At 45.1% G+C, this 24,220-nt stretch carries 23 protein-coding genes, 1 pseudogene and 1 riboswitch; of the genes and pseudogenes, 11 read left to right on the top strand and 13 right to left on the bottom strand.

What is annotated here, in order from left to right:
• Window positions 1-25 precede the first annotated feature (25 nt).
• The 4 genes from ABR335_RS12140 to ABR335_RS12125 all read right to left on the bottom strand — a co-directional run bounded on the left by ABR335_RS12140 (window position 26) and on the right by ABR335_RS12125 (window position 3,864).
• The gene (locus tag ABR335_RS12140; protein WP_350346185.1) at window positions 26-508 is read right to left on the bottom strand and encodes an AGE family epimerase/isomerase; all 483 of its coding nucleotides are present in this window, start codon (window positions 506-508) and stop codon (window positions 26-28) included.
• Window positions 509-642: 134 nt separating this feature from the next.
• Complete coding sequence (locus ABR335_RS12135) at window positions 643-1,953, bottom strand: transposase family protein (protein ID WP_013858128.1); 1,311 nt, start codon at window positions 1,951-1,953, stop codon at window positions 643-645.
• A 210-nt stretch (window positions 1,954-2,163) separates the two neighbouring features.
• Window positions 2,164-2,922 carry an AGE family epimerase/isomerase gene (locus ABR335_RS12130; protein ID WP_017552132.1) on the bottom strand — a complete coding sequence of 253 codons (759 nt, stop codon included), beginning with the start codon at window positions 2,920-2,922 and terminating at the stop codon, window positions 2,164-2,166.
• An 18-nt stretch (window positions 2,923-2,940) separates the two neighbouring features.
• Complete coding sequence (locus ABR335_RS12125; protein WP_014095656.1) at window positions 2,941-3,864, bottom strand: SDR family oxidoreductase; 924 nt, start codon at window positions 3,862-3,864, stop codon at window positions 2,941-2,943.
• A 432-nt stretch (window positions 3,865-4,296) separates the two neighbouring features.
• Between ABR335_RS12125 and ABR335_RS12120 the strand changes: the two genes are divergently transcribed.
• The gene (locus tag ABR335_RS12120; RefSeq protein ID WP_350346184.1) at window positions 4,297-4,572 is read left to right on the top strand and encodes a hypothetical protein; all 276 of its coding nucleotides are present in this window, start codon (window positions 4,297-4,299) and stop codon (window positions 4,570-4,572) included.
• Between the two features lie 253 nt (window positions 4,573-4,825).
• Here the strand turns inward: ABR335_RS12120 and ABR335_RS12115 are convergent, their stop codons facing one another.
• The 3 genes and pseudogenes from ABR335_RS12115 to ABR335_RS12105 all read right to left on the bottom strand — a co-directional run bounded on the left by ABR335_RS12115 (window position 4,826) and on the right by ABR335_RS12105 (window position 7,949).
• A complete protein-coding gene (locus tag ABR335_RS12115; protein ID WP_046721188.1) occupies window positions 4,826-5,587 on the bottom strand; it encodes a 2-keto-4-pentenoate hydratase in 762 nt (253 codons plus the stop codon).
• Window positions 5,588-5,651: 64 nt separating this feature from the next.
• Window positions 5,652-7,205 (bottom strand): annotated as a pseudogene (locus ABR335_RS12110) (IS5 family transposase).
• A 309-nt stretch (window positions 7,206-7,514) separates the two neighbouring features.
• Window positions 7,515-7,949, bottom strand: coding sequence for an Rrf2 family transcriptional regulator (locus tag ABR335_RS12105; RefSeq protein ID WP_017552135.1), 435 nt, complete (start codon window positions 7,947-7,949; stop codon window positions 7,515-7,517).
• Window positions 7,950-8,123: 174 nt separating this feature from the next.
• Between ABR335_RS12105 and hmpA the strand changes: the two genes are divergently transcribed.
• Entirely contained in the window at window positions 8,124-9,335 is a 1,212-nt protein-coding gene (hmpA, locus tag ABR335_RS12100; RefSeq protein WP_350346183.1) for an NO-inducible flavohemoprotein, read from the top strand.
• Window positions 9,336-9,584: 249 nt separating this feature from the next.
• Here the strand turns inward: hmpA and ABR335_RS12095 are convergent, their stop codons facing one another.
• The 3 genes from ABR335_RS12095 to ABR335_RS12085 form a co-directional block, all read right to left on the bottom strand.
• Window positions 9,585-10,337, bottom strand: a complete 753-nt coding sequence (locus ABR335_RS12095; RefSeq protein WP_014095648.1) for a sulfite exporter TauE/SafE family protein — start codon at window positions 10,335-10,337, stop codon at window positions 9,585-9,587.
• Window positions 10,338-10,666: 329 nt separating this feature from the next.
• Complete coding sequence (locus tag ABR335_RS12090) at window positions 10,667-11,113, bottom strand: Dps family protein (RefSeq protein WP_013858877.1); 447 nt, start codon at window positions 11,111-11,113, stop codon at window positions 10,667-10,669.
• Window positions 11,114-11,439: 326 nt separating this feature from the next.
• Window positions 11,440-12,426, bottom strand: coding sequence for a Gfo/Idh/MocA family protein (locus ABR335_RS12085; RefSeq protein ID WP_014095646.1), 987 nt, complete (start codon window positions 12,424-12,426; stop codon window positions 11,440-11,442).
• 254 nt (window positions 12,427-12,680) lie between these two features.
• Between ABR335_RS12085 and ABR335_RS12080 the strand changes: the two genes are divergently transcribed.
• From ABR335_RS12080 to ABR335_RS12065, 4 genes are all read left to right on the top strand, one after another.
• A complete protein-coding gene (locus ABR335_RS12080; protein ID WP_110133903.1) occupies window positions 12,681-13,757 on the top strand; it encodes an ATP-binding protein in 1,077 nt (358 codons plus the stop codon).
• A 224-nt stretch (window positions 13,758-13,981) separates the two neighbouring features.
• Window positions 13,982-15,550 (top strand): peptide chain release factor 3, encoded by a 1,569-nt coding sequence (locus ABR335_RS12075; RefSeq protein ID WP_035189560.1) that lies wholly within the window; start codon window positions 13,982-13,984, stop codon window positions 15,548-15,550.
• Between the two features lie 116 nt (window positions 15,551-15,666).
• Window positions 15,667-16,137, top strand: coding sequence for a hypothetical protein (locus ABR335_RS12070; protein ID WP_035189556.1), 471 nt, complete (start codon window positions 15,667-15,669; stop codon window positions 16,135-16,137).
• 46 nt (window positions 16,138-16,183) lie between these two features.
• Window positions 16,184-16,332: riboswitch (yybP-ykoY riboswitch) on the top strand.
• 129 nt (window positions 16,333-16,461) lie between these two features.
• Window positions 16,462-17,265 (top strand): TerC family protein, encoded by an 804-nt coding sequence (locus tag ABR335_RS12065; RefSeq protein WP_035189554.1) that lies wholly within the window; start codon window positions 16,462-16,464, stop codon window positions 17,263-17,265.
• Between the two features lie 44 nt (window positions 17,266-17,309).
• Here ABR335_RS12065 and ABR335_RS12060 read toward each other — a convergent pair whose 3' ends face one another.
• A complete protein-coding gene (locus tag ABR335_RS12060) occupies window positions 17,310-17,510 on the bottom strand; it encodes an alpha/beta-type small acid-soluble spore protein (RefSeq protein WP_350346182.1) in 201 nt (66 codons plus the stop codon).
• A 217-nt stretch (window positions 17,511-17,727) separates the two neighbouring features.
• Between ABR335_RS12060 and ABR335_RS12055 the strand changes: the two genes are divergently transcribed.
• From ABR335_RS12055 to ABR335_RS12040, 4 genes are all read left to right on the top strand, one after another.
• Complete coding sequence (locus ABR335_RS12055; RefSeq protein ID WP_014095640.1) at window positions 17,728-17,889, top strand: hypothetical protein; 162 nt, start codon at window positions 17,728-17,730, stop codon at window positions 17,887-17,889.
• Window positions 17,886-18,023: a hypothetical protein gene (locus tag ABR335_RS12050; protein WP_014095639.1), complete on the top strand. Its 138-nt coding sequence runs from the start codon at window positions 17,886-17,888 to the stop codon at window positions 18,021-18,023. Before ABR335_RS12055 ends, ABR335_RS12050 begins: the two co-directional genes overlap by 4 nt.
• A gap of 236 nt (window positions 18,024-18,259) precedes the next feature.
• Entirely contained in the window at window positions 18,260-19,774 is a 1,515-nt protein-coding gene (locus tag ABR335_RS12045; RefSeq protein ID WP_350346181.1) for a PAS domain-containing sensor histidine kinase, read from the top strand.
• Window positions 19,716-20,186, top strand: coding sequence for a methylated-DNA--[protein]-cysteine S-methyltransferase (locus ABR335_RS12040; RefSeq protein ID WP_328229492.1), 471 nt, complete (start codon window positions 19,716-19,718; stop codon window positions 20,184-20,186). Before ABR335_RS12045 ends, ABR335_RS12040 begins: the two co-directional genes overlap by 59 nt.
• 38 nt (window positions 20,187-20,224) lie before the next feature.
• Here ABR335_RS12040 and ABR335_RS12035 read toward each other — a convergent pair whose 3' ends face one another.
• Window positions 20,225-20,647, bottom strand: coding sequence for a YkvA family protein (locus ABR335_RS12035; protein ID WP_350346180.1), 423 nt, complete (start codon window positions 20,645-20,647; stop codon window positions 20,225-20,227).
• Between the two features lie 357 nt (window positions 20,648-21,004).
• Between ABR335_RS12035 and ABR335_RS12030 the strand changes: the two genes are divergently transcribed.
• The gene (locus tag ABR335_RS12030) at window positions 21,005-21,295 is read left to right on the top strand and encodes an aspartyl-phosphate phosphatase Spo0E family protein (RefSeq protein WP_017552150.1); all 291 of its coding nucleotides are present in this window, start codon (window positions 21,005-21,007) and stop codon (window positions 21,293-21,295) included.
• Window positions 21,296-21,582: 287 nt separating this feature from the next.
• On the opposite strand, the gene ABR335_RS12025 is transcribed toward ABR335_RS12030, so the two are convergent.
• A complete protein-coding gene (locus tag ABR335_RS12025; protein WP_350346179.1) occupies window positions 21,583-23,739 on the bottom strand; it encodes an ATP-dependent Clp protease ATP-binding subunit in 2,157 nt (718 codons plus the stop codon).
• Window positions 23,740-24,220: the final 481 nt, after the last annotated feature.

Below are 24,220 nucleotides of genomic sequence, written 5' to 3'. Positions count from 1 at the left end.
TTGATAAAGTGAAAGTTTCCGCTGCTTATGGTTTTGAAAATGCCTGCAGTGCCTGGTAGCAGGCAGCGACGGGATGGTAGTCGGTTTTCGGCGGGGAGCTTTTCGGGCCGGAAACACGTTCATTTTTCCGGTTGAGCAGTTTATACCAGCCGCCGTATTGGTGGTCGATCAAGTAGTTGGAAGCATAAGAAAACAGCTGATTGTACCGCTCGGAGTAGATACTTTTTCCGGTTTTTGCGGCAAGAAGCGCAGAGGCTGCGATCGCTTCCGATATCACCCAGTAGTTTTTATCCGTATCAATGACTTCGCCTTGTGGAGAGAGTGCAAAAAAGATGCCGCCGAATGTTTCATCAGCGCCTTTCTCCCAGGCTTTTCCGTAAAGTTCTTCAGCTGTCTCAACTATCCACGGTTCAGAGAGATGGCGGTCAAGCCACATCAGCAGTTTGCAGCTCTGAAGAGTAAATTCATCAATTTTTAGATGTTTTATGATAAAATGACTTATCCACATTTAGAAAATTTTTCCATCTATTTTTTCTGCTTTCAAAGTCAAAAAGAGCCGAATTTGCAAATTTCTTTTTTAAAATTGTGGATAACTTCAAAAAAACCTTTTTTTACATCACATCCTTTGCTATAATATAACCATTAAGTAAACCTTACTTGTATTGGCTTACTTAAATGGGTGAAATCCTCGTCTGTTAAAATGCGTGTCCGAAACGATTCCAACAGATTTGAGGATTTTTCTTTTGCCGTTTTTTTGAGTGCTTTTAAGATTGACGAACCTTTTTCAAACAGCTGTCTAATAATATCTGTTATTTGAACTAATAAATAATGATTTTTCATGGCTGTGTAGTTTTGGCTATTGGCATGTTCTATATTGTAACGATTATTTTTTTGTTCGTTAAATCCTTGATTTTCAATCTTCCAGCGGCTTCTTCCTGCAGCGATGAGTCGTTCCACGTTCTTTTTCGTGATTTTAATATCCGTTATAAATACATACTCTTTCGATTTCCCATCCTCTGTTTTCATTGTGGCCTCCATCAGATTGACCGTTCTGTCTTTGTAGGCAATATCATTCACCCAAACTAATGAATTCTGATCCTTACTTTGTTCCAGCTCTTTTATTGCCTTAAACTCCGTCGAGATACTTTTAATTCTCCCTTCCTTAAATCTGCATATATATTTCCATTTGTGCGCCCTGCACAGATTAAATACCGTTTCACATGCATAGAGACTATCTCCCAAGATACAAATCGGTAGTCTTTTAAATATTTTTTTTATTTTCTTTGCCAGCCTGTCGAAGGCTTTTAATTCACAATCTTGCTTAGAAACATTTTCTGATTCATTTTCGATAAATTCGGAGGCAATACTGAAGACCATATCCCCCACGACAAGCTTGGCTTCAAGTACATGGTGCATATAAAGTACGTTCGTTTCTCCTGTTTCTTTATTTGTATATGCCCGTCTCAGGCAGTGTTTACAATGTTTCTCATGAAAGGTGTGTAATCCAGTTCCATCAATGATGACACCCCAGTACTTTCCTTCAATTCGATAAGACTCGAGAGACCTTTTTTTCAATAATTCTTTAATCATATACGTTCTAATTTTTTCTAATTCATTTACATCTAAGCCAGATAAAAAGTCGTTAATTGTATCATAATGTGGAAGTTCTTCAAGAGAATCTAAGCCTAACACCTTCCCTACATTTTTAATACATTCTTCTTTATTAAAACTCTCACTCATGTTTCTCATGGATTTTAGGCCGGTCATATTTTTCAACATCATCGTAAATAAAAGGACCTCTGGACCATAAGTGATATAGCTTTGATGTCGGTGGTCTGCTACCTTTTTTAGGTTATTCATCAGGTCTTTGAAAAAATGCTTCTGAATTTTAAGGAACTCGAAAAAATAATTTGCTTCTTTTTCACGATTTCTTTTTTCTTTTCTAGTAACCAAAATAAAAACCCCCTCAAAACAGCCAAGTTTAATTAGGGCTTGCTGAACGAATCAAATTTTAGCTTGTATTCGACTTGTCACTAAGCCATGCCAAAATATTCGTCCAGCAAGCTCTAATTATTTAAATTATTACATATTTGGCCGTATTTTTGGGGGGGATACTTAAATTATCACGAAAAATTTTTACTCCTCAGAGCTGAGCAGTTTGCTTCATTCCAGCTGATGGCCGGGAATAAAGCCGTATGGGCGGAACTCATCTTTTGTTTGGTGAAGATGATAGGTCCAATCCGGCTGCCAGTCAGGTGTGTAGTTTTCCCAGATCATTCCGCCGGATCTCTCTTTTAATGTGCGGCAGACGCTTTCTGCTAGTTTATATGCCCGGTTTAAGTATTTCTTTTCGCCGGTTGCTTCGTATGCCGTAAGCATGGCTTCACACATATGCATATTTGCGTTTTGCCCGCGGTAGGAAGAAAGTGTTGACCAGGATGCATCCCATTCATCCCGGTAGAGCCCGTCGTCCGGATCCCAGAAATGCTGCTCTGTAACATGGTACAGATCCTCGATCAGTTCCTTCGCACCCCGGATGCCGGCTTGATCAGCAATGGCGGCTGCCAACAGGGCGAATGCATGGCCGTATGTCATTTTTGCGGGATCTTTTACACTCTGCCCTTTTAATTCAAAAAAGTAGCCGCCGTATTTTTTATCACGATGGCGATTTTTCAGAAATTCAATACCGTGGGCAGCGGCCTGTGCACACCACTCCGGCCCGCCAATCAGGGAGCCAATGCTGAAATTGTAAATAAACCGGCTTGTACCGACCAGATGCTTTGTTTCCCGGTCATTGATGGAGCCATTATCGAGAAAACCGTTTATATACCCGCCGTTTTCCGTATCTATGCAGGCAGGATAATAAAATTCAAGAATTTGAATGATTTGCTGTTTTAAAACGTGAGGGTCTTTAAAGTCCATATCATCGCATCCATTTGTTCATTTGGGTGGAAGAGTTAAAAAAACTGCAGAAAAGATTTTCTGCAGTTTTTTTCCATCAGATGACATTGCCATGCCGCCGTTAACATGGATGCACTGACCGGTAATATAAGCCCCTTCATCAGAAGCTAAAAGCACATATGCCCCTGCATGGTCGGCCGGCTGTCCCGGGCGTCCGAGCGGGGTTTTAAGCCCAAAGCTTTCCACTGTCTTTTCGTCAAAAGTGGAAGGAATAAGCGGTGTCCAAATCGGTCCTGGTGCTACCATATTGACGCGTATCCCTTTTGAGGCGAGATTTTGTGCAAGGCTGCGCGTAAATCCGACAATGGCCCCTTTTGTAGCAGTATAGTCTAGGAGTTTCGGATTGCCTACATAGGGATTAATAGATGCCGTTGAAATGATGGCACTGCCTTGTTTTAAGTGCGGGACGGCATATTTGCACATATAAAAGACGGAATAAATGTTGGTACGGAAGGTTTTGTCCCATTGTTCATGGGTAATATCTTCAATCTTTTCAGTAGGGAACTGCACGCCTGCATTATTGACCAAAATATCGAGTTTTCCAAACTCTGCTACCGTTTTTTCAACGAGCTGTTTACATGTTGCTTCTTGGGAGACATCCCCCGGTAGCAGCAGACATTGGACGCCTTCTGCTTCAACAAGGCTCTTCGTTTCTTCAGCATCGTTTTGTTCATTTAAATAGTTTATGGCTACGTTCGCGCCTTCTTTTGCATAAGCGATCGCAACAGCACGTCCGATACCGCTGTCTCCACCAGTAATGAGCGCCACCCGTCCTTTTAATTTTTCACTGCCTTTATAATTCAGCGGTTGGACAGGCCGCGGATTCATCAGCGATTCAATGCCCGGTTGTTCCGGCTGGGTTTGGGCAGGTTGTCCGTTTTTTTGCTGTTCATAAATATTCATCGATGCATCCTCCTCCTTCATATTGCATACAGTATTTGTATATCCCGCAAAAAAACCAATAAACCTCAAAACAAAAACGGCAACGGTTTCAAATTTTGATGGCCAATGGACGGCAACGGTTTCTGATTTGGCCGTGTATTCGTGCCCCGGCCCGGCAGCGTGGTATTCTTTGCAAGATGCCGACTTGCCGCGCCCGCAAAAAAACATGCCGGCAGCAAAAGAGAAGAACAACTGCTGCAATTATTTTCCAATCCAGTAAAAATGACGGCATGGGCTGCAACGGAAGCGGACAAAGCCATTACCGCCTCGTAATTGTTGACCTGCTTAGAACACCTAAATACCGCGTTGAAAGAATGGCGGTATTTAGGTGAATGAAAACCAAGCAATAGGGCAAAACAATTTTATCAATCAATCGGCTTGGGAGTGTTCGTGATGCACATCGAAGGGAATGTGATTAAAGGAGAATTTGATAAGAACCGGAATGAATTTTCACTGCAGCATGTCAAACAATTTGTTACAGTATCGACCATTAATGCAAACCAGTTCAGATCCTTATATGATTATTTGAAGAAGCACCGGGATGACCATGAAGGCCAAATCTTGACCTTATATGATCAAATGCCGGTTCATTTATCCGCTGAAGATATTCATCTGTTCATTGAAGATCTTGAAAAACTGCAACCATTGTACCGTCCGGAAGGAATATAATCTTTGTAAAACCATGGATCAACTGGCCGGTTATATGATCCCTTTCTCTTTTTGAAAACCCATTTTGCCTGTCTGGTGCGGCATGGACTGGGAACCCCGGCCGATTTTGAAAGCCATCCATTTTAAGTGCCGGGGGAAATCTGCAAACGCGGTTAATTTTAAACACGTGCCTGTATGTCCGCAAAAAAACATCTCCTGTTGGCATTGCCGGAGATGTTTTTTGCCGTTCATTATCTGTGCGGGTGCTTCATTCCTATTCTGTGACCGCCAACTTCACCGTGCCAATTCCTTCAAATTTTCCGCTGTATGTTCCGGCTTCCAGCGGCTTCGGCAGGACAAATGTGCCGGATGAGACAAACATGCCCGGTTCAAGCGCTGCCTGGTGTTCGCCCAGTTTTTTCAGCAGCCATTTTACGGCATGAAGCGGATGCCCCATGACAGCTGAAGATTTGCCTTCATCGAGCACTTTACCGTTAAGGAGCAATTGGCCATGGATATCATCAATATCGCGATATGTATAATCTTTGGCTTCCCCAAAAGCCACTTTTCCGCCGACAGCCCCGTCTGCGCAAACTTGTTCTTTTGGCATTTTAGGGAACCAGTCCTTGAATCGGGAATCAGGAATTTCCAATCCCGGCGCAACTTGTGTCTTTTGGATGATTTCTGCTTCAGACGCATCTGCCGTAAGCCGCTCCTTTACAAGAAAAACCAATTCCAATTCGATCAATGGATGAAGCGTATCTTTGCTCAGGGATATATGGTTTGCCACTTGTTGATCTGTCAACTCGCCGTACAATGGTTCGCGCGCATCGAATAATGCCTGTGTTTCAGGGCTTGTCATGCTGATCTTATATCCTTTTAACGTTTCATGGTTTTCTTTTTTTGCTGCAGTAAAAGCATGCTGCATCCGGTAAGCCTCATCTAAATCGATGCCTGACGGAAAAACATCCTTGTTCAGCGCTTTTCCATTTTTGTAAGCATCATACAAAGTATTTAAAAAAGCTTCCTTTAACATCGCCAAACCACCTTCACCAAAATTTTTATATTTATATAGGGCTTGCTGAACGAATCAAATTTGGTCAGATACAAGCCAAATTCCGATTATCAAAATATAAAATAGTGTTGTGTAAAAATTTAAAAAAAAGAACCCTGAGCTTACGCTCCAGATTCAGTATGAAGAATTGAAGGGCTACTACTGTTTCGCTGGTCTCCTGAAGGCGTGCTCGAATAAGGCCCAGCCCATACTTGCGCTTGCCTTCGCCAAATTTGCCTTCAACGGCATTACGTTCAGAGGCATCCTGCCTTGCGACGCGTTCCAAGGTTTTGTCTTCCGTTCTGGATGGGCGTCCTAACCTTGGCCCACTCAGACGAATGCCAAGAGATTTGCAGTATGCCAGATTATTACGGTTTCGGTAAATTTTATCTGCCAAGATCGCTTCCGGATAAAATCCGAACCGGTTGTAGTAGTTTTCAACAGATTCCTTGAGAGTGGTCCCTTCATTGTAATTTTCCCAGTCGAGGTGCTCAATCAAGGCATAACCATCTACGACACTGATGGCGACTTTTGAACCGAACTCCACGTTCGCTTTTGCCTTGCCGCGCACAATTGGACGGACATGTGGCTGGGAAATGCTTACAATCCGGTGGTCAACCCGGTGTGTTTTCTTTTTGTACATTTCTGCCTGTTGGCGGTAAAGTTCATGAATCACGAGAAGTTGCCTGTATTCATCTTTGCTTAAAAGAGACAGAGAGCTTTGGGAAACAAGATTTTTAATGATCTCCAGATCTCGTTTCACATATCCGAGCTGTTTGCCTACAGCTTTCCGGATTTTCCGGGCGCCAGCTTTACGTTGCTTAGCGACAGAAAGATAGTCCTTGCGGGCTCTTTTTCTGTAGGTCCGTGGCTTACGTAATTTCCCTTTGTGTGGTTCATGCAGGACATCAATGATATGTTCCAATTTCTCACGGGCTTCGTTCAACAACCCGAGGTCTGTAGGGTAAGCAATATCAGCCGGTGCACAGGTTGCGTCCAAAATGAGCTTTCCTCTGTTCTTCGTTTTGGGAGAAGCCGATTCAGTTGAATGCTTTTCTGAATCGGAACCGGAAGGCTGAAGATCGCCACGATCATGATCATGATCATTACGATCTTCATCATCATGATCGTCATCGTCGTGATCCTGATCATCATTGTTGTCGTTTTCCTTAGATGCTTCTTCCAATTGGCGTTTTTGTTCTTCCAGAACGATCCATTCATTCAGTTCGTTGATGATATTTGCGCCCAAACGTTTTCTAAAACGAGTCATCAGAGAATGGTCGAATGGGGCTTTTTCCTGGAATTCAGGCAAGCCGATAAAATACTGAAGATACGGGTTTTCTGTGATCTGTTCGACTGTTTCCCGGTCAGACAGCCCAAGCCGTTCTTTGATATAAAGAGCCCCAAGAGCGATTCTGACAGAATAAGCCTTTTCGCCTTTGAATTTCTTCTTGAAGGACTTGGCATACTTTTCTTCGGCCATCCACCAAGGAATCATTTCAGCAAGACGGACCCAGCGATTTTCTTTATTTCATTTCCCACCGAATGGTAGAAAAAAATCATCTACAAAAGTTAATTGATGTTCGGTCTTTTTGTACATCGTAACAGCCTCCAAGTGCAAGGTTTTTTACGTGTTTCCTTTGAAATCCTTACACTTTATATTCGACAAAAGTAGCCAAAATCCTTGTCAAATCTGGAATTTTTGCTTATTCAGCAAGCCCTATATAATTTATCTATCATTTTAACACTTTTTGGGAGCGATAGACAAAATTTTTTTGGAATGGGCATTTTTCGGAATAAAAGGGAAATAAAGAGGGAGAGGGGGGACTTAAGCATAATAGTGGGGAAGGAAACGTTAAAAATTCCGGTTTAACCAGGGCCGGGCATTTCAAAAGTGCGGCCCTGGTTGTTAGTGTGCAAGCAGCTGCCGGTAGGACAGGGGGTCTTTTACTAAATCTTCCAGTGTATATTTGTCGAGCACGCGGAGATAAGCGATGAGGGCTTCGTTTAAAACATGCTTTAATCCGCAAACGGGGGAGATGATACAGGCGGAAGCCCCATCTTCCATACATTCGACTAATTTAAAATCATCTTCTGTTATGCGAATCAGTTTTCCGACATTAATTTCGCGGGGATGCTTGTTCAGGCATATGCCGCCTCTCCTTCCGCGCACTGTTTTGATCAGCCCGAGTTTGCTTAACTCGTATGTGATTTTCATTAAATGATTTTTTGAGATGTTGTAGGCATCCGCAATTTCTTTGATGCTGGCTAATTTTCCTTCTTCCATTGAAGCAAGATAGATTAATTCACGCAAAGCATAATCAGAGTAATGGGTTAAACGCATTTGTATCACCTGCCAACCCCATTATACCCGTTCCCATCGAAAATGGCGCTCATTTTTTCCTTTTCGGAAAATGTGACAACTTTATTAAAGATGTATTTAAAATATTGCTTTAAAAACAAAGGAGCACTATCTTAAAGATATATTTTAAATATTACTATTTGGAGAGTGGAAATCATGTTATCGCAGAAAACCATTGAGATCGTAAAATCAACTGTGCCCGTATTAAAAACACAAGGGACGGACATTACTACATACTTTTATAAAACGATGTTTGCAGCACATCCCGAGCTGCTGAATATTTTTAATCAAACGAATCAATCACGAGGAAGGCAGCAAACAGCACTCGCCAATGCCGTACTTGCGGCGGCTTCTTATATTGACCATTTGGAAACCATCTTGCCGGTTGTGGAACAAATTTCACAAAAACACCGTGGCCTGGGCGTTAAACCGGAGCATTATCCGATTGTCGGGGAATTTTTACTAAAAGCCATTAAAGAAGTATTAGGAGATGTGGCCACGGAAGAGGTTTTACAGGCTTGGGCTGAAGCATACGGGGCCATTGCTGATGTTTTCATTCAAGTCGAGAAAAAAATGTATCAAGAAGCTGAAACCCAAAGAGGGGGATGGGACGGTTTTAAACCGTTTAGAGTTGTAAAAAAGGTAAAAGAGAGCAATGTTATTACTTCCTTTTATTTAAAACCTACGGACGGGGGCCCGGTGCCATCCTATCTTCCGGGGCAGTACCTTACACTAAGAGTGAAAATTCCAGGCGAAACATATCTGTTTAACCGCCAGTACAGCCTTTCATGCGGGCCGGGGCATGAGTATTTCCGGATTTCGGTGAAACGGGAAGCAGATCATGAACCGAACGGGAAGGTGTCAACATATTTACATGATCAAGTAAAAGTGGGGGACGAGCTGGAGATCAGCGTACCGGCCGGCGTCTTCACACTTGACGATGAGGCTGCACCGATTGCCCTGATTAGTGGCGGGGTTGGCTTGACACCAATGATGAGTATGCTGGAAGCTTTAGCGGATGCCAGCTCTAAACGTGAAGTCCATTTTATTCATGCTGCCCGCAATGAAGAATTCCATGCTTTTAAAGAGGAAGCAAAGCACCATATTGAAAAGCTTGAAAACGGGCATTATTATTTTGGGTACGGGCATCCCCTTCACGAAAACAGCGGCTGCGATTTCACAGGCCATCTTTCCACAGCATTTTTGGAAAAGATTGTAACCACGCAAACGGTTTGTTATATTTGCGGACCGGTTCCGTTTTTGAGAAATGCAGTGCAGATTTTAACGGAACTTGGCGTTGCCAAAGAAAATATCCGCTATGAATTTTTTGGGCCGGCAATGGAACTGGCGCCGGCTGCAGCCGTTTAACCGAGCGGGGGAAAGAAAACTCCGTGATGAAACGCTCATTTTTTCATGCCGGCACATCGTTTGCGGCCTGAACCAGTCCCTTTTTCCCGTGATTTTAAAGCGGGAAGGGGCAGTCCCATTTTGGCTCATGCAATGAAGATCGCGAAATGCTTTTGGAAATAGTGACTTCACGATCAACCAACTGTATCGTCCTTACAAAAATAAGGGGCTCCCATCAGCCGTCTAACGACTTTTGGGACAGCCCCTTTTTCATAAAATCAGCAGCAAGCTTGCGACAATTGGAACGGCAATCATCGAAGACTTTAGCAGCGAGACGGGGGCGCGGTTTGTAAATTTGGCACCGATGTATGCGCCGGACATTGTGCCGATGACGACTTCCACAAGGAGCCCAAGATCGAGTGTCCCTTGCTGGAAGCTGGCGAGTCCGCCGCCTATTGCAATTGGGATAATGACCATCATGGTTGTGCCGGCAGCCTGGCGGACGGATAAGCCGAGAAGGATCATTAAGCCAAGCTGGATAAATGGTGTCGAGCCGATCCCGAACATCCCTGAGAGCGCGCCGGTTACGATGCCGAGCAACAGCGAGCGGGTCACAAAACGGGGCCCGAACGGAAGGGTTTTTGCCTGGATGGATTGCTTTTGCAGCAAAAACATTCTGAGCCAGAGCAGAAAGGCTGAGAACATGAGCATGCCGGCGGTGAGCCATTTTAGTTCGCCGCTTGCAATATGCGCGGAGACATGGGATCCGGCCCAGGCTCCGGCAGCGCCTATGATGCCGGTTGTAATGCCTGCTTTAATGGAGACATTGCCTTCTCGGTAATGGCTTACCGCCCCGGAAAATGAAGAAAAGATCATGGCTGTTAAAGCAGTCGCAAGCGCGGTATGGATCGAAACGCCGAATAAAATTGTCAGCAGGGAAATGATAAAGCCCGCGCCGCCTGCGCCGATAAAGCCTAAAATAAGCCCGGTTAAAAACATCGTAATCAAGATGGAAACATGCATGGGAAAAGCCTTCTTTCGCATTGTGCTACTTCCATTTTATCCGGAACCGCAGGCCTTGTCACGCTGCCGGTTTTTGAAACGGCGTGGCCCCATCCGGAAGATTCGTGCCCGCATCATATGCGGCTGGCTTTACCATATATGAACGGAATATTGCTGCTCTTTTGCCTGTAAAGCCGCCATCATGCAATGGGTGCCGGGGCTTCATGTATTAAATCAGACAATGAAAAGGCGGTTATCAGCATTCTAAAGGCCAGATCGAAAAAGCGGCGCCCATTTTGCAGCATGAAAAAAACGGCTCCATTCTTGAAGAACAGGGCCGTTTTGGGGGTTTATTGCGTAACCGGTACAGCGAGCAGCGCGCTCAGCATCCAGATGGTTTTTTCAACGTTTTCCACGAGCGTTGTCGCCATGTCAGCCGTGCCATAATCCTGATTGTCTTCGGCAAGTGCGATCAATTTTTTCAGTTCGACGGCGATCTGTTTGTAGTCTTTTACAAGAGATTCCACCATTTGTTCAGCGGTTAAGCCGGATTTTGCTTCTTCAATGGTTGCAAGTTCAAGGAATTCTTTGAAAGAAGCAGCCGGTTTTCCGCCGATCGCAAGGATGCGTTCTGCAAAATCATCGACCACCGTAGCAGCTTCGTTGTACAGTTCTTCAAATTTTACGTGCAGCGTGAAAAACAGCGGGCCTTTTACATACCAGTGGTAGTGGTGCAGTTTTGTATACAGGACGCTCCAGTTTGCAACTTGCACGTTTAACGCTGTTTCAATATACATTTTCATTCCTCCCCGGTTTTGGTCTTGCTATACTCTTATTATAATATATGTCATTTAAAAGTCAATATTAAACAATAATAATTATAAACAAGTTGCGAATGGTGGTAACTTTCCCGGCTTTATCTGGTTTAATAACGATAGCACCAGGCGGCATTCCCCCCGGCCGTCCCGGTTTTCTCCGGTTTTAAAAACGCAAAGGCAGGGACAAGGAGATTCGCTTCTTGCCCCTGCCGTCTGTTTTCAAAATTTCCCCGGGTCTATTGCCCGGTTTTTGCGCTTAAACGGCACGGTACGATCCAGAATCAGATTTTTTCCTGGAACGGTTTTTAGTTTCTGTCGGTTTTAAAGACAATCCCGTTTTGTTTCCGCGATTTTTCAATAACCGAAAGGACTTCATAACTGGACTGGCGCAAGGTTTCATACGTTTTTCTGTCATTTTGCGCGATGATATCGGCAAAATCATTGATTTCATACATCATATTTTGCGCTTCCTGCTTCCGCGAGAAGAGGACCGGCTCCTTTGTCCGCACATCGGCAAACTTCATCTTTTCCAATTCTGAGATGCCTTCAATAATAATGCTGCCTTTTTCGCCGTGGATTTCGCTCGGAATATAAGAATGGGAAATTTTTGAGCAGATCACGGTAATATTGAACCCTTCGTATTGCAGGACAAGGGTGCCAGCCCCGTCAATGCCGTTCCGCAAAAGGACCGGGAAGTACCGGCTGTCTTTCGGTGCGCCGAATAACCAGACCGCAAGCGAAAGCGGATAGACGCCAAGATCCATTAATGCCCCACCGGAGAAGTTCCGCGAGAATACGTTTGGCTCTTCACCGGCAAGGAATTTATCGTAGCGGGAAGAGTATTGTACATATTGGAAAATTCCGGTTCTGATTTGGCCAACATCCTTTAATTTTTCTTTTAAAAGGGCAGTATTCGGATAATGGATATTCCGGATTGCCTCAAATAAAAATACACCGTTCTGATCGGCAACACGAAAAGCTTCCTTAAATTCTTCCGTATTCGAAAAAATCGGTTTTTCGCAAATGACATGTTTTTTGTTTTTCAGAAAAACGAGCACTTGTTCAAAATGGAGCGCATTTGGTGACGCGATATAAATAGCATCAATGTTCTCGTTTTTTGCCATTTCTTCAAGATCCGTAAACATATTCGGTGCGCCATGTTTTTCCGCCATTTGTTCAGCGCTTTCTTTTTTGCGCGAGTAAACGGCTTCAAGGGTTAATTTTCCGGATAATTTTGCTGCTTCAATAAAAGCAGAGGTAATCCAGCTTGTTCCAACGGTTGCAAAACGCATAGCATCGCTTCCTTTTCTCATTTTATCTTGATACGTTCATTGTATCACATGTCGAAACGGTTGATAAACAGTGAGGATTCGACATAAAATTTTATAAATAAATGGATATTTTTGTTGAAAAAGATATATAGTTGAAATATATATACATAATCACAGGAATGCCCGGTCTTCATCAGACATATATTGAGCATGAAAGTTCATTTCAAAAAAAGCTTGAAATACGGATTGATAGAAAGATAGGCAGGTGCAAAAATATGGGTGTCGGAAAAATACATTATGAATTTATGGATCTCCCGCTCCGCTTTCATCTTTTTTCTGCTGTTGTCGGAATGGACGGTATTTTAAAAAGCATTTCCTCTGATATGCAGACGGTAACGGGTTTTGATGCCGGCGACTGGGTAGGAAGGCCTTTTTCTGCTTTGATGCACCACGATGACCACAACAAATGGGCAGGCATTCTAAATGGAGAGAAAGAAGAAATGGGCCTTTTCATGTACAGGATGAAATCGAAAAACGGCGATTACAAATGGGTGGAGTCGACTTATGCCATCTTTAAAGATTTAAAGTATGGCGAAAAGCCTCATATCCATTTGCTGACGAAGGATATGACGGTCGTCAAGGAATTATACGATTATCTTGTTTCATCTGAACAACTGTCCATGGTCGGACAACTTGCTGCGGGCATTGCACATGAAATCCGGAATCCGCTCACTTCGATTAAAGGTTTTTTGCAGCTGATGCAGGCTGGTGTGATTGATACAGGCAATTACCTTGATATTATGCAAAATGAAATTGAACGGATTGAAATGATTTCAAGCGAGCTGCTTTTTCTCGGCAGGCCGAAAGCATCGGATATGAAAGTTTGCTGCCTGCAAACATTGCTTGATGAAGTGCTTGTTTTAATGGAGACGCAATCGTACGGAAAAAACATCCAAATTGAGACGGTTTTTCCGTCGCAGCCCATTTTTATTTCTTGTGACGATTCAAAAATGAAGCAGGTATTTGTGAATTTAATCAAAAACGGCCTGGAGGCGATGGAAGAAGGGGGAACGCTGACCGTTGAACTTTCGGTGGCCGAGGAACGTGCAGCCGTTGCGATCCGGGATGAGGGAATCGGGATCCCACCGGAAAAATTGGAAAAAATCGGCCAGCCTTTTTATACGACAAAAGAGCGCGGCAACGGGCTTGGTTTAATGGTTTGTTACCAGATTGTAAGAGAGCATAACGGAGACATTTCCATTGATAGCAAACCCGGGGAAGGCACTGTTTTCACCGTGGTACTGCCTTGGGCGGGGCCGGACGGGGAGCAGAATGCATCCGGCAGTTTTTGATGCGCGCCTGAAGGCATCCGGCAATCCATGAAGGCAAGAAGAACCCGGCCTTTCCGGCAGATTTCTTCCATTGAGAATAAGGAAAAACTGTTGTATGCTTATGTACAGTCTCCAATGGCCGGATGATTTGTGCATTGTTTAACTGTTCATTAGAAAGGTGAGGGCCGATGTAAAAAAACGATGCAAAAATAAACCTACTCTACATGATTGAAAGGAACTGACATATGGCAGGATTTAAAGATGAAGTGTTATCAAGAAGGACTTTTGCGATTATTTCCCACCCGGACGCCGGGAAAACAACATTGACAGAGAAGCTGCTTCTGTTTGGCGGGGCCATCCGCGCTGCCGGGACGGTCAAAGGTAAAAAAACCGGGAAATTTGCGACTTCCGACTGGATGGAAATCGAGAAGCAGCGGGGCATTTCCGTTACTTCTTCCGTTATGCAGTTTGAATATGCGGGAAAACGGATCAATATTTTGGATACGCCTGGCCACCAAGATTTCAGTGAAGACACATACCGGACACTGATGGCCGTCGACAGCGCTGTGATGATCATTGATGCTGCAAAAGGGATTGAGGCACAGACGATTAAACTGTTTAAAGTGTGCCGGATGCGGGGGATTCCGATTTTTACGTTTATCAATAAACTGGATCGCCAAGGGAGGCCGCCGCTTGAGCTGTTGGCTGAACTGGAAGAAATCCTCGGCATTGAATCGTATCCGATGAACTGGCCGATCGGCATGGGCAAAGAATTTCTCGGCATTTATGACCGTTATCACCGCCGCATCGAGCAGTTCCGCGTGGAAGAAGGGGACCGGTTTCTCACGTTAAATGAAGCGGGCGAAGTGGAAGGGGATGCCCCGATCAAAGAAAACGCGCTGTATGGCCAGGCGTTGGAAGAAATCATGCTCCTCGATGAAGCGGGCAATGAATTTTCGGAGGAACGGATTGCAAACGGCACGCTGACGCCGGTCTTTTTCGGCAGTGCCCTGACAAATTTCGGCGTGCAGACATTTCTGGAAACGTATCTTCAATTTGCGCCGCCACCGCAAGGAAGAAAGACGGAAGAAGGGGTGGTGGATCCGTTAAGCGAACAGTTTTCGGGTTTTGTGTTCAAAATCCAGGCGAATATGAATCCTGCCCACCGCGATCGGATTGCGTTTATCCGCATTTGTTCGGGAAAATTTGAACGCGGCATGTCCGTCACGCTTGCAAGGACCGGAAAACAAATGAAACTGTCCCAGTCAACCCAGTTTCTTGCGGATGACAGGAGCACGGTTGAAGAAGCGGTTAGCGGCGATATTCTCGGCCTGTATGATACCGGCACATACCAGATTGGCGACACAATCTTCTCCGGGAAACAGCCGGTCCAATTTGAAAAGCTGCCGCAATTTACACCGGAACTGTTTGTAAAAGTATCGGCGAAAAACGTGATGAAACAAAAAAGTTTCCATAAAGGGATCAACCAGCTCGTTCAGGAAGGCGCGATCCAGCTGTACCGCACATGGCATACGGAAGATTATATTTTAGGGGCGGTCGGGCAGCTGCAGTTTGAAGTGTTCGAACACCGCATGAAAAATGAATATAACTCCGATGTCGTAATGGAATCGATCGGTTCCAAAATTCCGCGCTGGGTTGAGGGGGATACGGTGGACGAATCCCTTTCCAGTTCGCGCAGTCTGCTTGTGAAAGACCGTTTCGGGAAACCGTTGTTTTTATTTGAAAATGATTTTGCATTGCGCTGGTTCACGGACAAGCATCCCGACATTAAACTGTATAATCCGATGAATTAAAAAACACTGTGCGGCTTTGCCGTACAGTGTTTTTTGCATTTTTCCGGGGCATGATAAGAACACGTAAAAACGGGAGGATTATGACTAGCCAACTTCAGCTTTAAAGGGGCATGTGCATGAAAAAATTAGCACCGCTTGAGGCGATTGTTTGGAACATTGCCTTGCCAGGGTTTGCCCAGCTTTTGGCGGGCCGTTATGTGAAGGGCATCATGTTTCTTTTTATGGAGTTTCTGATTAATGTGAACAGCCGTTTTAATGAAGCGATCATGCTCAGTTTTCTCGGAAGAACAAGGGAAGCCGGCAACATTGTCGATTACGGATGGCTGATGTTTTATCCTTGTCTATACTTTTTTGCCATGTGGGATGCATATAAAATGGCCCGCGGCAATCTTCAGCCGTATAGTTATCTGCCTTTTGTGTTTGCTGCTTACTTTGTAACGCTCGGATTAATGCTCTCCCCTGCGGTTATCGTCCGGCAAAAGATGCTCGGGCCTGTTTTTTTCCCGATGCTTTGCACCATCCCTGGACTTTTGGCCGGCGGGCTGCTCCGCACAATTTTAACGCGAAAATCGCATAAAAATAGTTGACGGAAATGGACGGATCCCATATAATTAAAATAACAGAATACTTTTGACAATTGTCAAAGGGGAGTAGCGTTAAGTGTGCATGGCACACTTAAAACAAAGTCGTCATTACATGATCCGTTTCGGCGGTCATCGGCTTTGTTGGCACCATTCGGATGTCTAGCAAGACCTTTGCCTGTACAGGCAAAGGTCTTGCTTTTTGTCTTTACAGGAAATTGTCAAAAGTGGCACTTCACTTATCACGCCGGGATGCGCCTTGGGCCGGAATGCCACTTTTGATCCGTAAGGGCAATGGTTCCGGGTGCCGGCAAAGGAGGACTATGTGGAATGGATTTTACAATGCTGCTTGAATATGCATGGGTGTTATGCGTATTGGTCGGACTGGAAGGGATTTTAGCTGCAGATAATGCAGTCGTGATGGCGGTAATGGTCAAGCACTTGCCGCACGCCCAGCAGAAAAAAGCGCTCTTTTACGGGCTTCTGGGCGCGTTTGTATTCCGGTTTACTGCCCTGTTTCTCATTTCGTTTCTTGCAAACATATGGCAGATTCAGGCTGTCGGGGCCGCTTACTTGTTTTTTATTATGATCCACCATTTTGTAAAAAAGCACCGGGAAAATGGCCCGAAACTTGCCGAAGCCGCATCGAAGCCGGTTTCTTTCTGGATGACCGTTTTTAAAGTGGAACTCGCCGACATTGCGTTTGCCATTGATTCTATGCTTGCAGCTGTGGCCATGGCTGTGACGCTGTCCCCGGCCGGCTCGTTTCAAATCGGGGGAATTAACGGCGGACAGTTCAGCGTTATGTTTTTAGGCGGGGTGATCGGGCTGGTGCTAATTCGCTTTGCTGCTAACCGGTTTGTCCGCCTGCTGGAAAAATATCCGGGCCTTGAAGATGCCGCTTTTCTAATTGTCGGCTGGGTCGGGGTGAAATTACTCGTTTTCACGCTTTCACACCCGGGCGTCGGGCTGATTGATGAACATTTCCCGGAGTCCGCTTTGTGGAAACTGATTTTCTGGGCGGTGATGCTTGCGATCGCAGCGGGCGGCTATTTTTTCTCCGTCCGCAAAAAAAATCGCAATAAAGAGGCGCAATCCGCCGGGAAATCGGGTAAAAAGCAGCAACAGATGTAAAAAAACCGGCAAAGCAGGCGAATCCCGCTTTGCCGGTTTTTGTTTTATTCCGGATTTTGCCCCAAAAGGCGGGATTGTGCCTCGCGCACGAGCCGTTTTGTCATTTCTCCGCCTACCGATCCGTTTGCCCGTGATACGGTATCCGATCCGAGCTGCACGCCAAATTCTTGGGCAATTTCATACTTTACTTGGTCCATGTATGCATCAATCCCCGGTACCAACAATTTATTGCTGTTTCTCGCCATCATCATTCTCCTTTTTTTAAAAAATTGGCTCCTCTTTCTGCCGCCCGTATTGCGGCTTCAGCCTTTATGAATAGTATCGGCTTGCAGGAAAGAATTATGTTTGGAAACAGTTGTATTTGCATGCACCCTGAGCCGGTTTTGACAGATATTGCAGCCATAAGGGCGGTGGTGCGCGGGCATGCTAATGATGCAGGCAACCTGAAATGGAGGGGACGGCATGGCGAAACGAAAAGCGGAATTTGATGCAGCCGCGAAAAATAACAAAACCCCGAAAGAGAATCTGGCTGAAACAGCTTTCTCCACGGAATTTGCCCGCGGGGAAGAAGCGGTGAAAGGGGCAAACCGGAATTCAAAAAAAGGCAGGAAAGGGCGTTCATGAACCGCAGGAAACAAAATGTCCGGGAAGAAGCGGGGCTGGAATTCGGGGACATCAATGCCGGGAAGATATATGAAATCATGGCTGAAAGCGGAACCGGCAAAAAAAGAAAAAATGCAAAAAAAAATAAAAAATGAGGATGGCAGCCGCCATCCTTTTTTGCGGAAATGGCAGCAGGAATTCCCCCGTTGGACCACGAATTATCACCATATCATCCATCTTGCCAATTTCATTTGACATATCTTCTCAAAAAGAATATGTTCTTAAATAGCAGCTGGAAACCCTTATGCAGCAGACTTTTCCAGACATTTGTTGTGAACAGAAATATCATAAATTCAGGGGCATGCTTCTTATGAAGAAGGGGAGAACAAATTTGGGAACAGATCAGTTTATGAGCCAAAAGAAAAGGGGACTTGTATTAAGAGATCATGAGCAGCTTTACCGAACCCTTTTTTTGGAAGCAATGGATGCAATTGTATTTTGGGATCAAAACGGCCAGATCCTGTTGGCGAACGAAGCCGCTTTAAAAATTTTCGAGTGTACAATGGAAGAGTTTGTCGGGAAAAAGCTGAGCGATTTTGTTTATGTCGAAAACGGTGGGAATTGCCGGAAGTTCGACAGGCTAAACCAAATCCCGGCGGCCCGCGAAGAACTGCTGTTTAAAATGCCGAACGGGCAGCTGAAGCATCTCGAGTTTACATCCCGGTATATTAGCGCGGAAAATTACCATATGACCATTTTTCGCAACGTGAGCAGCCGTTACAAGATGGAACAGACGCTGCGGGACAGTGAGGAACGGTTCCGGAAAGTGTTCGAAGGATCGATCGACGGGATGGTCTTATGGAACTGGGATTTGAAAATTGTCGATATCAACCCTGCAGCTGCAAACTATTTCGACTGCAGCCGGGAAGATGCGATCGGGAAGAGAATCCAGAATTTATTGCTTACCAATGACGAAAAAATGCAAAAAGATTTTCTCCGCCATCTTTTTCAGTTAAAAGAGAACGGGACGGCAGATTATTTGTTTACTGCTTCAAAAGCCAATGAAACGAAATATTATGAGATTACGTCAAAAGGGAACCTGACGTCAAATATGAATTTAACGGTCATCCGGGATATTACTGAAAGAAGGGCGATGCAGGAGCAGCTTCGCAAATCGGATACCCTGAATATTGTCGGGGAGCTCGCGGCCGGCATTGCCCACGAAATCCGCAATCCAATGACAGCTTTGAAAGGTTTTATCCAGCTGCTGCAAAACAGCATGAAAGAGGAAGAGCATTCATTATATTTTAACGTGATTACATCGGAACTGGCGCGAATTGAAACAATTATTACCGACTTTCTGGTGCTGGCAAAGCCGCAGGCAATCCAGTTCCAAAATCATGATATCCGGAAAATCATGCGCGATACGATTGGTTTGCTGAATGCGCAAGCGCTGATGCACAATATCCAGATTTCCTGCCGCTTTGACGATGGGCTTCCGGATGTTTATTGCGAAGGCAACCAGCTTAAGCAGGTCTTTATCAATATCATTAAAAATGCAATAGAAGTCATGCCGGACGGAGGAAAAATAGATATCAAGATTTGTTACGAAAAGGAAAGAGGGCTGGTCCATACAAGCATTCGCGATGAAGGGGAAGGCATCCCGGACGATAAAATTGAAAAGCTGGGCGAGCCGTTCTATACGACAAAAGAAAGAGGAACCGGACTTGGTTTGATGATCAGTTATAAAATCATAAAGGAGCATAAAGGCTTCATTCAAGTCCAAAGCAAAGTACGGGAAGGCACAACTTTTCATATCTTTCTTCCCGTGCAGCAGGAAGCAGGTGATGAAAATGGCTTTTATTTGGCTGGAAAGCCCAATCGGACCTTTAACAGTAAGGGCTGATGAAAAAGGCATTACGGCCGTTTCTTTCGGCAAAACAGATGAAGAGGGTATGCCGGAACCCCGCCACCCGCTGCTTTTGCGCGCAGCCAGTGAACTGGAAGCGTATTTTGCAAAGAAAAGAACCCGTTTTGATGTGCCGGTTTCTGTCTCCGGCACTCCCTTTCAAATGGCGGTTTGGGAAGCGCTGAAAAAAATTCCGTATGGGGAAACGTGCTCGTATAAAGACATCGCTGAGGCTGTCGGGAACCCGAAAGCCGTGCGGGCCGTCGGGCAGGCGAACCGGAAAAATCCTGTTCCGATCCTGATCCCCTGCCACCGCGTGATTGGAAAAGACAAGTCGTTAACAGGCTATGCCGGGAGCCGGATTGATCAAAAGGCATTCCTGCTCTATCTTGAAGGGGCGATTGTCTAAAAGGGGAACGGTTGTCAAAATCCTGCGCGGCCCCGGGTTCAACTTTTATCTCTTTTGTTTTTCCATTGTAAAAATTTTTCCAAATCCGGGGTCACTTGCGTCAGAAGAAATGCAAGCACAGCGGTGTCGTCAACAAGGCCCGCGCCGGCAAGAAAATCAGGGATGATGTCAATGGGAGATACGAAATAAATAAGGCCGATTACGATCATGAGAATCGTCCGGTACGGAACGGTGCGGTATTCGCCTTTTGCCCACGCCCTGATAAGCTGGAAAAGGACGCGGATTTTATTCCACATGTTGGCAAGCGTAATTTTGTTGGAGAGCGCTTTTTTCTCCGCGCGGTTGACCAGATCGCCGGTTTTTTCCCGGTCGTTTAAATACTGTTTTGCTTTAGACCGAAATAACCACCCGGCTGCTTTGGCCAGCAGAAAATTTTTTGCCATCTGCTTCACTTCTTTCATGTCTTTTTCTCTTTTATTTTTCCACTGCATGACCAAAAAAAACATGGAGCGGTGAAAAACGGGTGGTTTTTTCGGGAGATGTGAAAATTTTTGGTGAAAATTTTGTCTAATATTGCGATTGTATTTACATTTCCGTCAAGACCTGCGATACTACTTTAGTAATGGTAAAATAAGCAGGATGGGGGCAGGGCTTTTGCGCCTTTCCGGCTTGCAGAGAACTTTTGCCACGATGCCATCATGCGGAAAACCGGCAGAATAGTCCGCCATTTTCCATGTGTAACACCTCACATTTTTTGAAGCATAATCGGGGGATAACAATCATTCAATAGAAAAAGAGAACTAAAGGAGAATTTGGAAGTGGACACGCACATGTTAGAGGAGAACAAGTATCTTTACAGAATTCAGAAAAAACGTCAGGAAATGATGGAGCTTGGGAAAAAACTGGGCCTGACGCATGAGAAAACGGTCCGGTGCAGCCAGCAGCTGGATTCGCTCATGAATGAGTATGAAGCCTATCGAAAGCAGCACAACGCCCGGTCATCCGAAATGGTGATTATCCGGGAAATGTCATTCATATTGTATGAAAAAGTGCAGCGGCTCAATCTGGCTGAAGCGAGAAAAACGTATAAAGCCATGCAGCTTGTTTAACAAACAGGGGAACTGCTTCCAACCTTTGCATCTTGGTTTTGCTCCTTTGAGTGCGGATGAATCCCTGATCAATATTCCGGATGAATATGTTTCCCGCCCGCCTTTTTATTTGGACTGGTTTTGGCCGGGGAATAAAACCCGGCTTTCTTCCGATTGATTTACAACAGCCGGGTTTGGACTGCGTTCGATCTTTTTACAAACATAAAAAACCCGGCAGATGGCCCGTGCTGTCCATCTGCCGGAATGCAAAAACCGGCATGGGCTATGTCCGCATGCCGGTTTTTGCTTTATTTTTCCGCGATGGCAATGTCACCTTCGCGGACTTCCGCTTTTAAGTTTTTGCTTTCCGGATGGTCGAGGATAAAGTCGGCAATCCGGTCTTCAATTTTTTCCTGGATAACGCGGCGGATCGGGCGGGCCCCAAATGCCGGGTCATAACCGAGTTCGGCGATTTTTTCTTTCGCTTCTGCTGTCACGTCAAGCGTAATCGCTTGTTCGTTCAGCGTTTCATTCAGTTCGCCGAGCATCAGGTCAACAATTTTAACCAAATGTTCTTTTTCAAGTGGTTTAAATTCGATAATGTTGTCGAAACGGTTCAGAAACTCCGGTTTGAAGAAGTCGCCGAGTGAATCGAGAATATTCGATTCTTTGATCGCTTCACTTTTAGCGAACCCGACTGTTTTATGCTTAAATTGGGTGCCGGCGTTGCTCGTCATAATGATGACGGTATCTTTGAAGCTGACCGTCCGCCCTTGGGCATCGGTTAAGCGCCCGTCATCGAGAATTTGCAGAAACATGTTCAAAACATCCGGGTGCGCTTTTTCAATTTCGTCGAGCAAAATAATGCTGTACGGGTTGCGGCGCACTTTTTCCGTCAGTTGGCCGGCATCTTCATAACCGACATAGCCGGCAGGTGCCCCGATCAGTTTCGAGACGCTGTGTTTTTCCATATATTCGCTCATGTCAAGCCGGATCATCGCATCTTTCGTGCCGAACAGTTCTTCCGCGAGCCGTTTTGTCAGTTCCGTTTTTCCGACGCCGGTCGGGCCGACGAACAGGAACGAACCGATCGGGCGGCTTTTCGCTTTCAGGCCGGCACGCGAACGGCGGATTGCTTTCGCCACTTTCCGGACCGCTTCATCCTGGCCGATCACTTTTTTAGCAAGGTTTTCTTCCAGATGCTGCAGTTTTTTCGCTTCATCCGCTTCGAGTTTGCCGACCGGAATACCCGTTTTCTTTTCGACAATTTCCTGAATTTGCGTGACATCGACAACCGGTTTGGCTTCAACTTGGCCGGAAGTAGCCAACTCGTTCAGTTTTTGTTCTTCTTTTTTCAATTCGGCTGCTTTTTCATAGTTTTCTGTTGCAAGCGCAGTTTGTTTTTCCTGTGCAATTTCAGCAAGCCGTTTTTGGATATCTTCTTTGCTCGGAACCGCAATCGTCAGGTTCAATTTCGAACCGGCTTCATCCATCAGGTCGATTGCCTTATCCGGCAGGAAGCGGTCCTGGATGTAGCGGTGCGACAATTTCGCACAAGCTTCAAGCGCTTCATCGGTATAGGCAACGTGATGGTAGTTTTCATACCGGTCTTTTAAGCCGCGCAAAATCATGACGGTTTCTTCAAGGGTCGGTTCATTGACTTGTACCGGTTGAAAACGCCGTTCAAGTGCGGCATCTTTTTCAATTTGCCGGTATTCTTTCAAAGTTGTCGCGCCGATCACCTGGATTTCGCCGCGGGCAAGCGCCGGTTTCAAAATGTTGCCAGCGTCCATCGAACCTTCTGCAGAACCTGCGCCGACAAGCAGGTGAATTTCGTCAATAAACAGAAGTACGTTTTTCCGTTGTTCGAGTTCGGCAATCAATTTTTTCATCCGTTCTTCAAATTGACCACGGATGCCCGTGTTTGCAACAAGTGAAGCTACATCGAGCAAGTAAACTTCTTTATGCCGCAGTTTTGCCGGAACTTGTTTTTCGGTAATTTTTAAAGCGAGCCCTTCCGCAATGGCGGTTTTCCCGACGCCAGGTTCGCCGATTAACACCGGGTTGTTTTTATTGCGCCGGTTTAAAATTTCAATGACGCGGGCGATTTCTTCATCACGGCCGATGACAGGGTCAATTTGCCCGGCCCGTGCAGCAGCGGTCAGGTTGCGGCCGAACTGGTCAAGTAGTCCGTTGCCGCCGCCTTGTGTTTGCGTTTGTACGGTTTGTTTCGCGCCGTTTGGCTGGAACCCGTTGGCATTCATTTGGTTAAAGAGGTCGTTGAATCCTCCGAATCCGAAGTTTCCAAATCCGTTATTCATAAACATGCCTCCCCAGTTGTTTTCGAATTTTGCCCGTTCTTTTTGGTAGCAGGACTGGCACAGGTTCAATGTTTTTTGGTTTCCGTTCACATTTATATGCATCCCGATCGTCGCTTCGTTTTGATGGCATTTGTCACATAACATCAAACATTCCTCCTTTGATCGGTTTGATTTTGACTATCTTTGACTAATGAGATTGAAAAACAATCAAAGCGCTTTGATTTGCTTTGACCTTAATTGGAAATCAGTATAGCTCAAAATTTCACAAGATGCAAATCTTTTGCATGCACCCCTTTGATGCATTTTGGCCTTTACAGTAGAATGGCAAAGTCATTTGTCTTGTGCTGAAAAAAGGAAAAGGCATCTGCGAGTCACCCTTTGACTATTTTTGACCTTTCTAATATCATGATACAACTGCGCGGCCCGAAAATCAAAAGATCTGCATTTGTCATTTGCGCTATCGACCAATGGCACCATCTTATATTTGACTATCTTTGACCTTTGCCTATAGTATATGACAACTTTTTTTGTTTGTAAAGGTTTTTTTGACTATTTTTGACCAATTTTTTAGCGGCGGAAATGAACCGGCCGGGCTATTTTAAGAAAGCGGGACATAGGATAGTAA

The organism is Heyndrickxia faecalis, from assembly GCF_040267745.1.
Taxonomy (GTDB): Bacteria; Bacillota; Bacilli; order Bacillales; family Bacillaceae_C; genus Weizmannia; species Weizmannia faecalis.
This window is presented reverse-complemented; position numbering and strand designations above follow the sequence as displayed.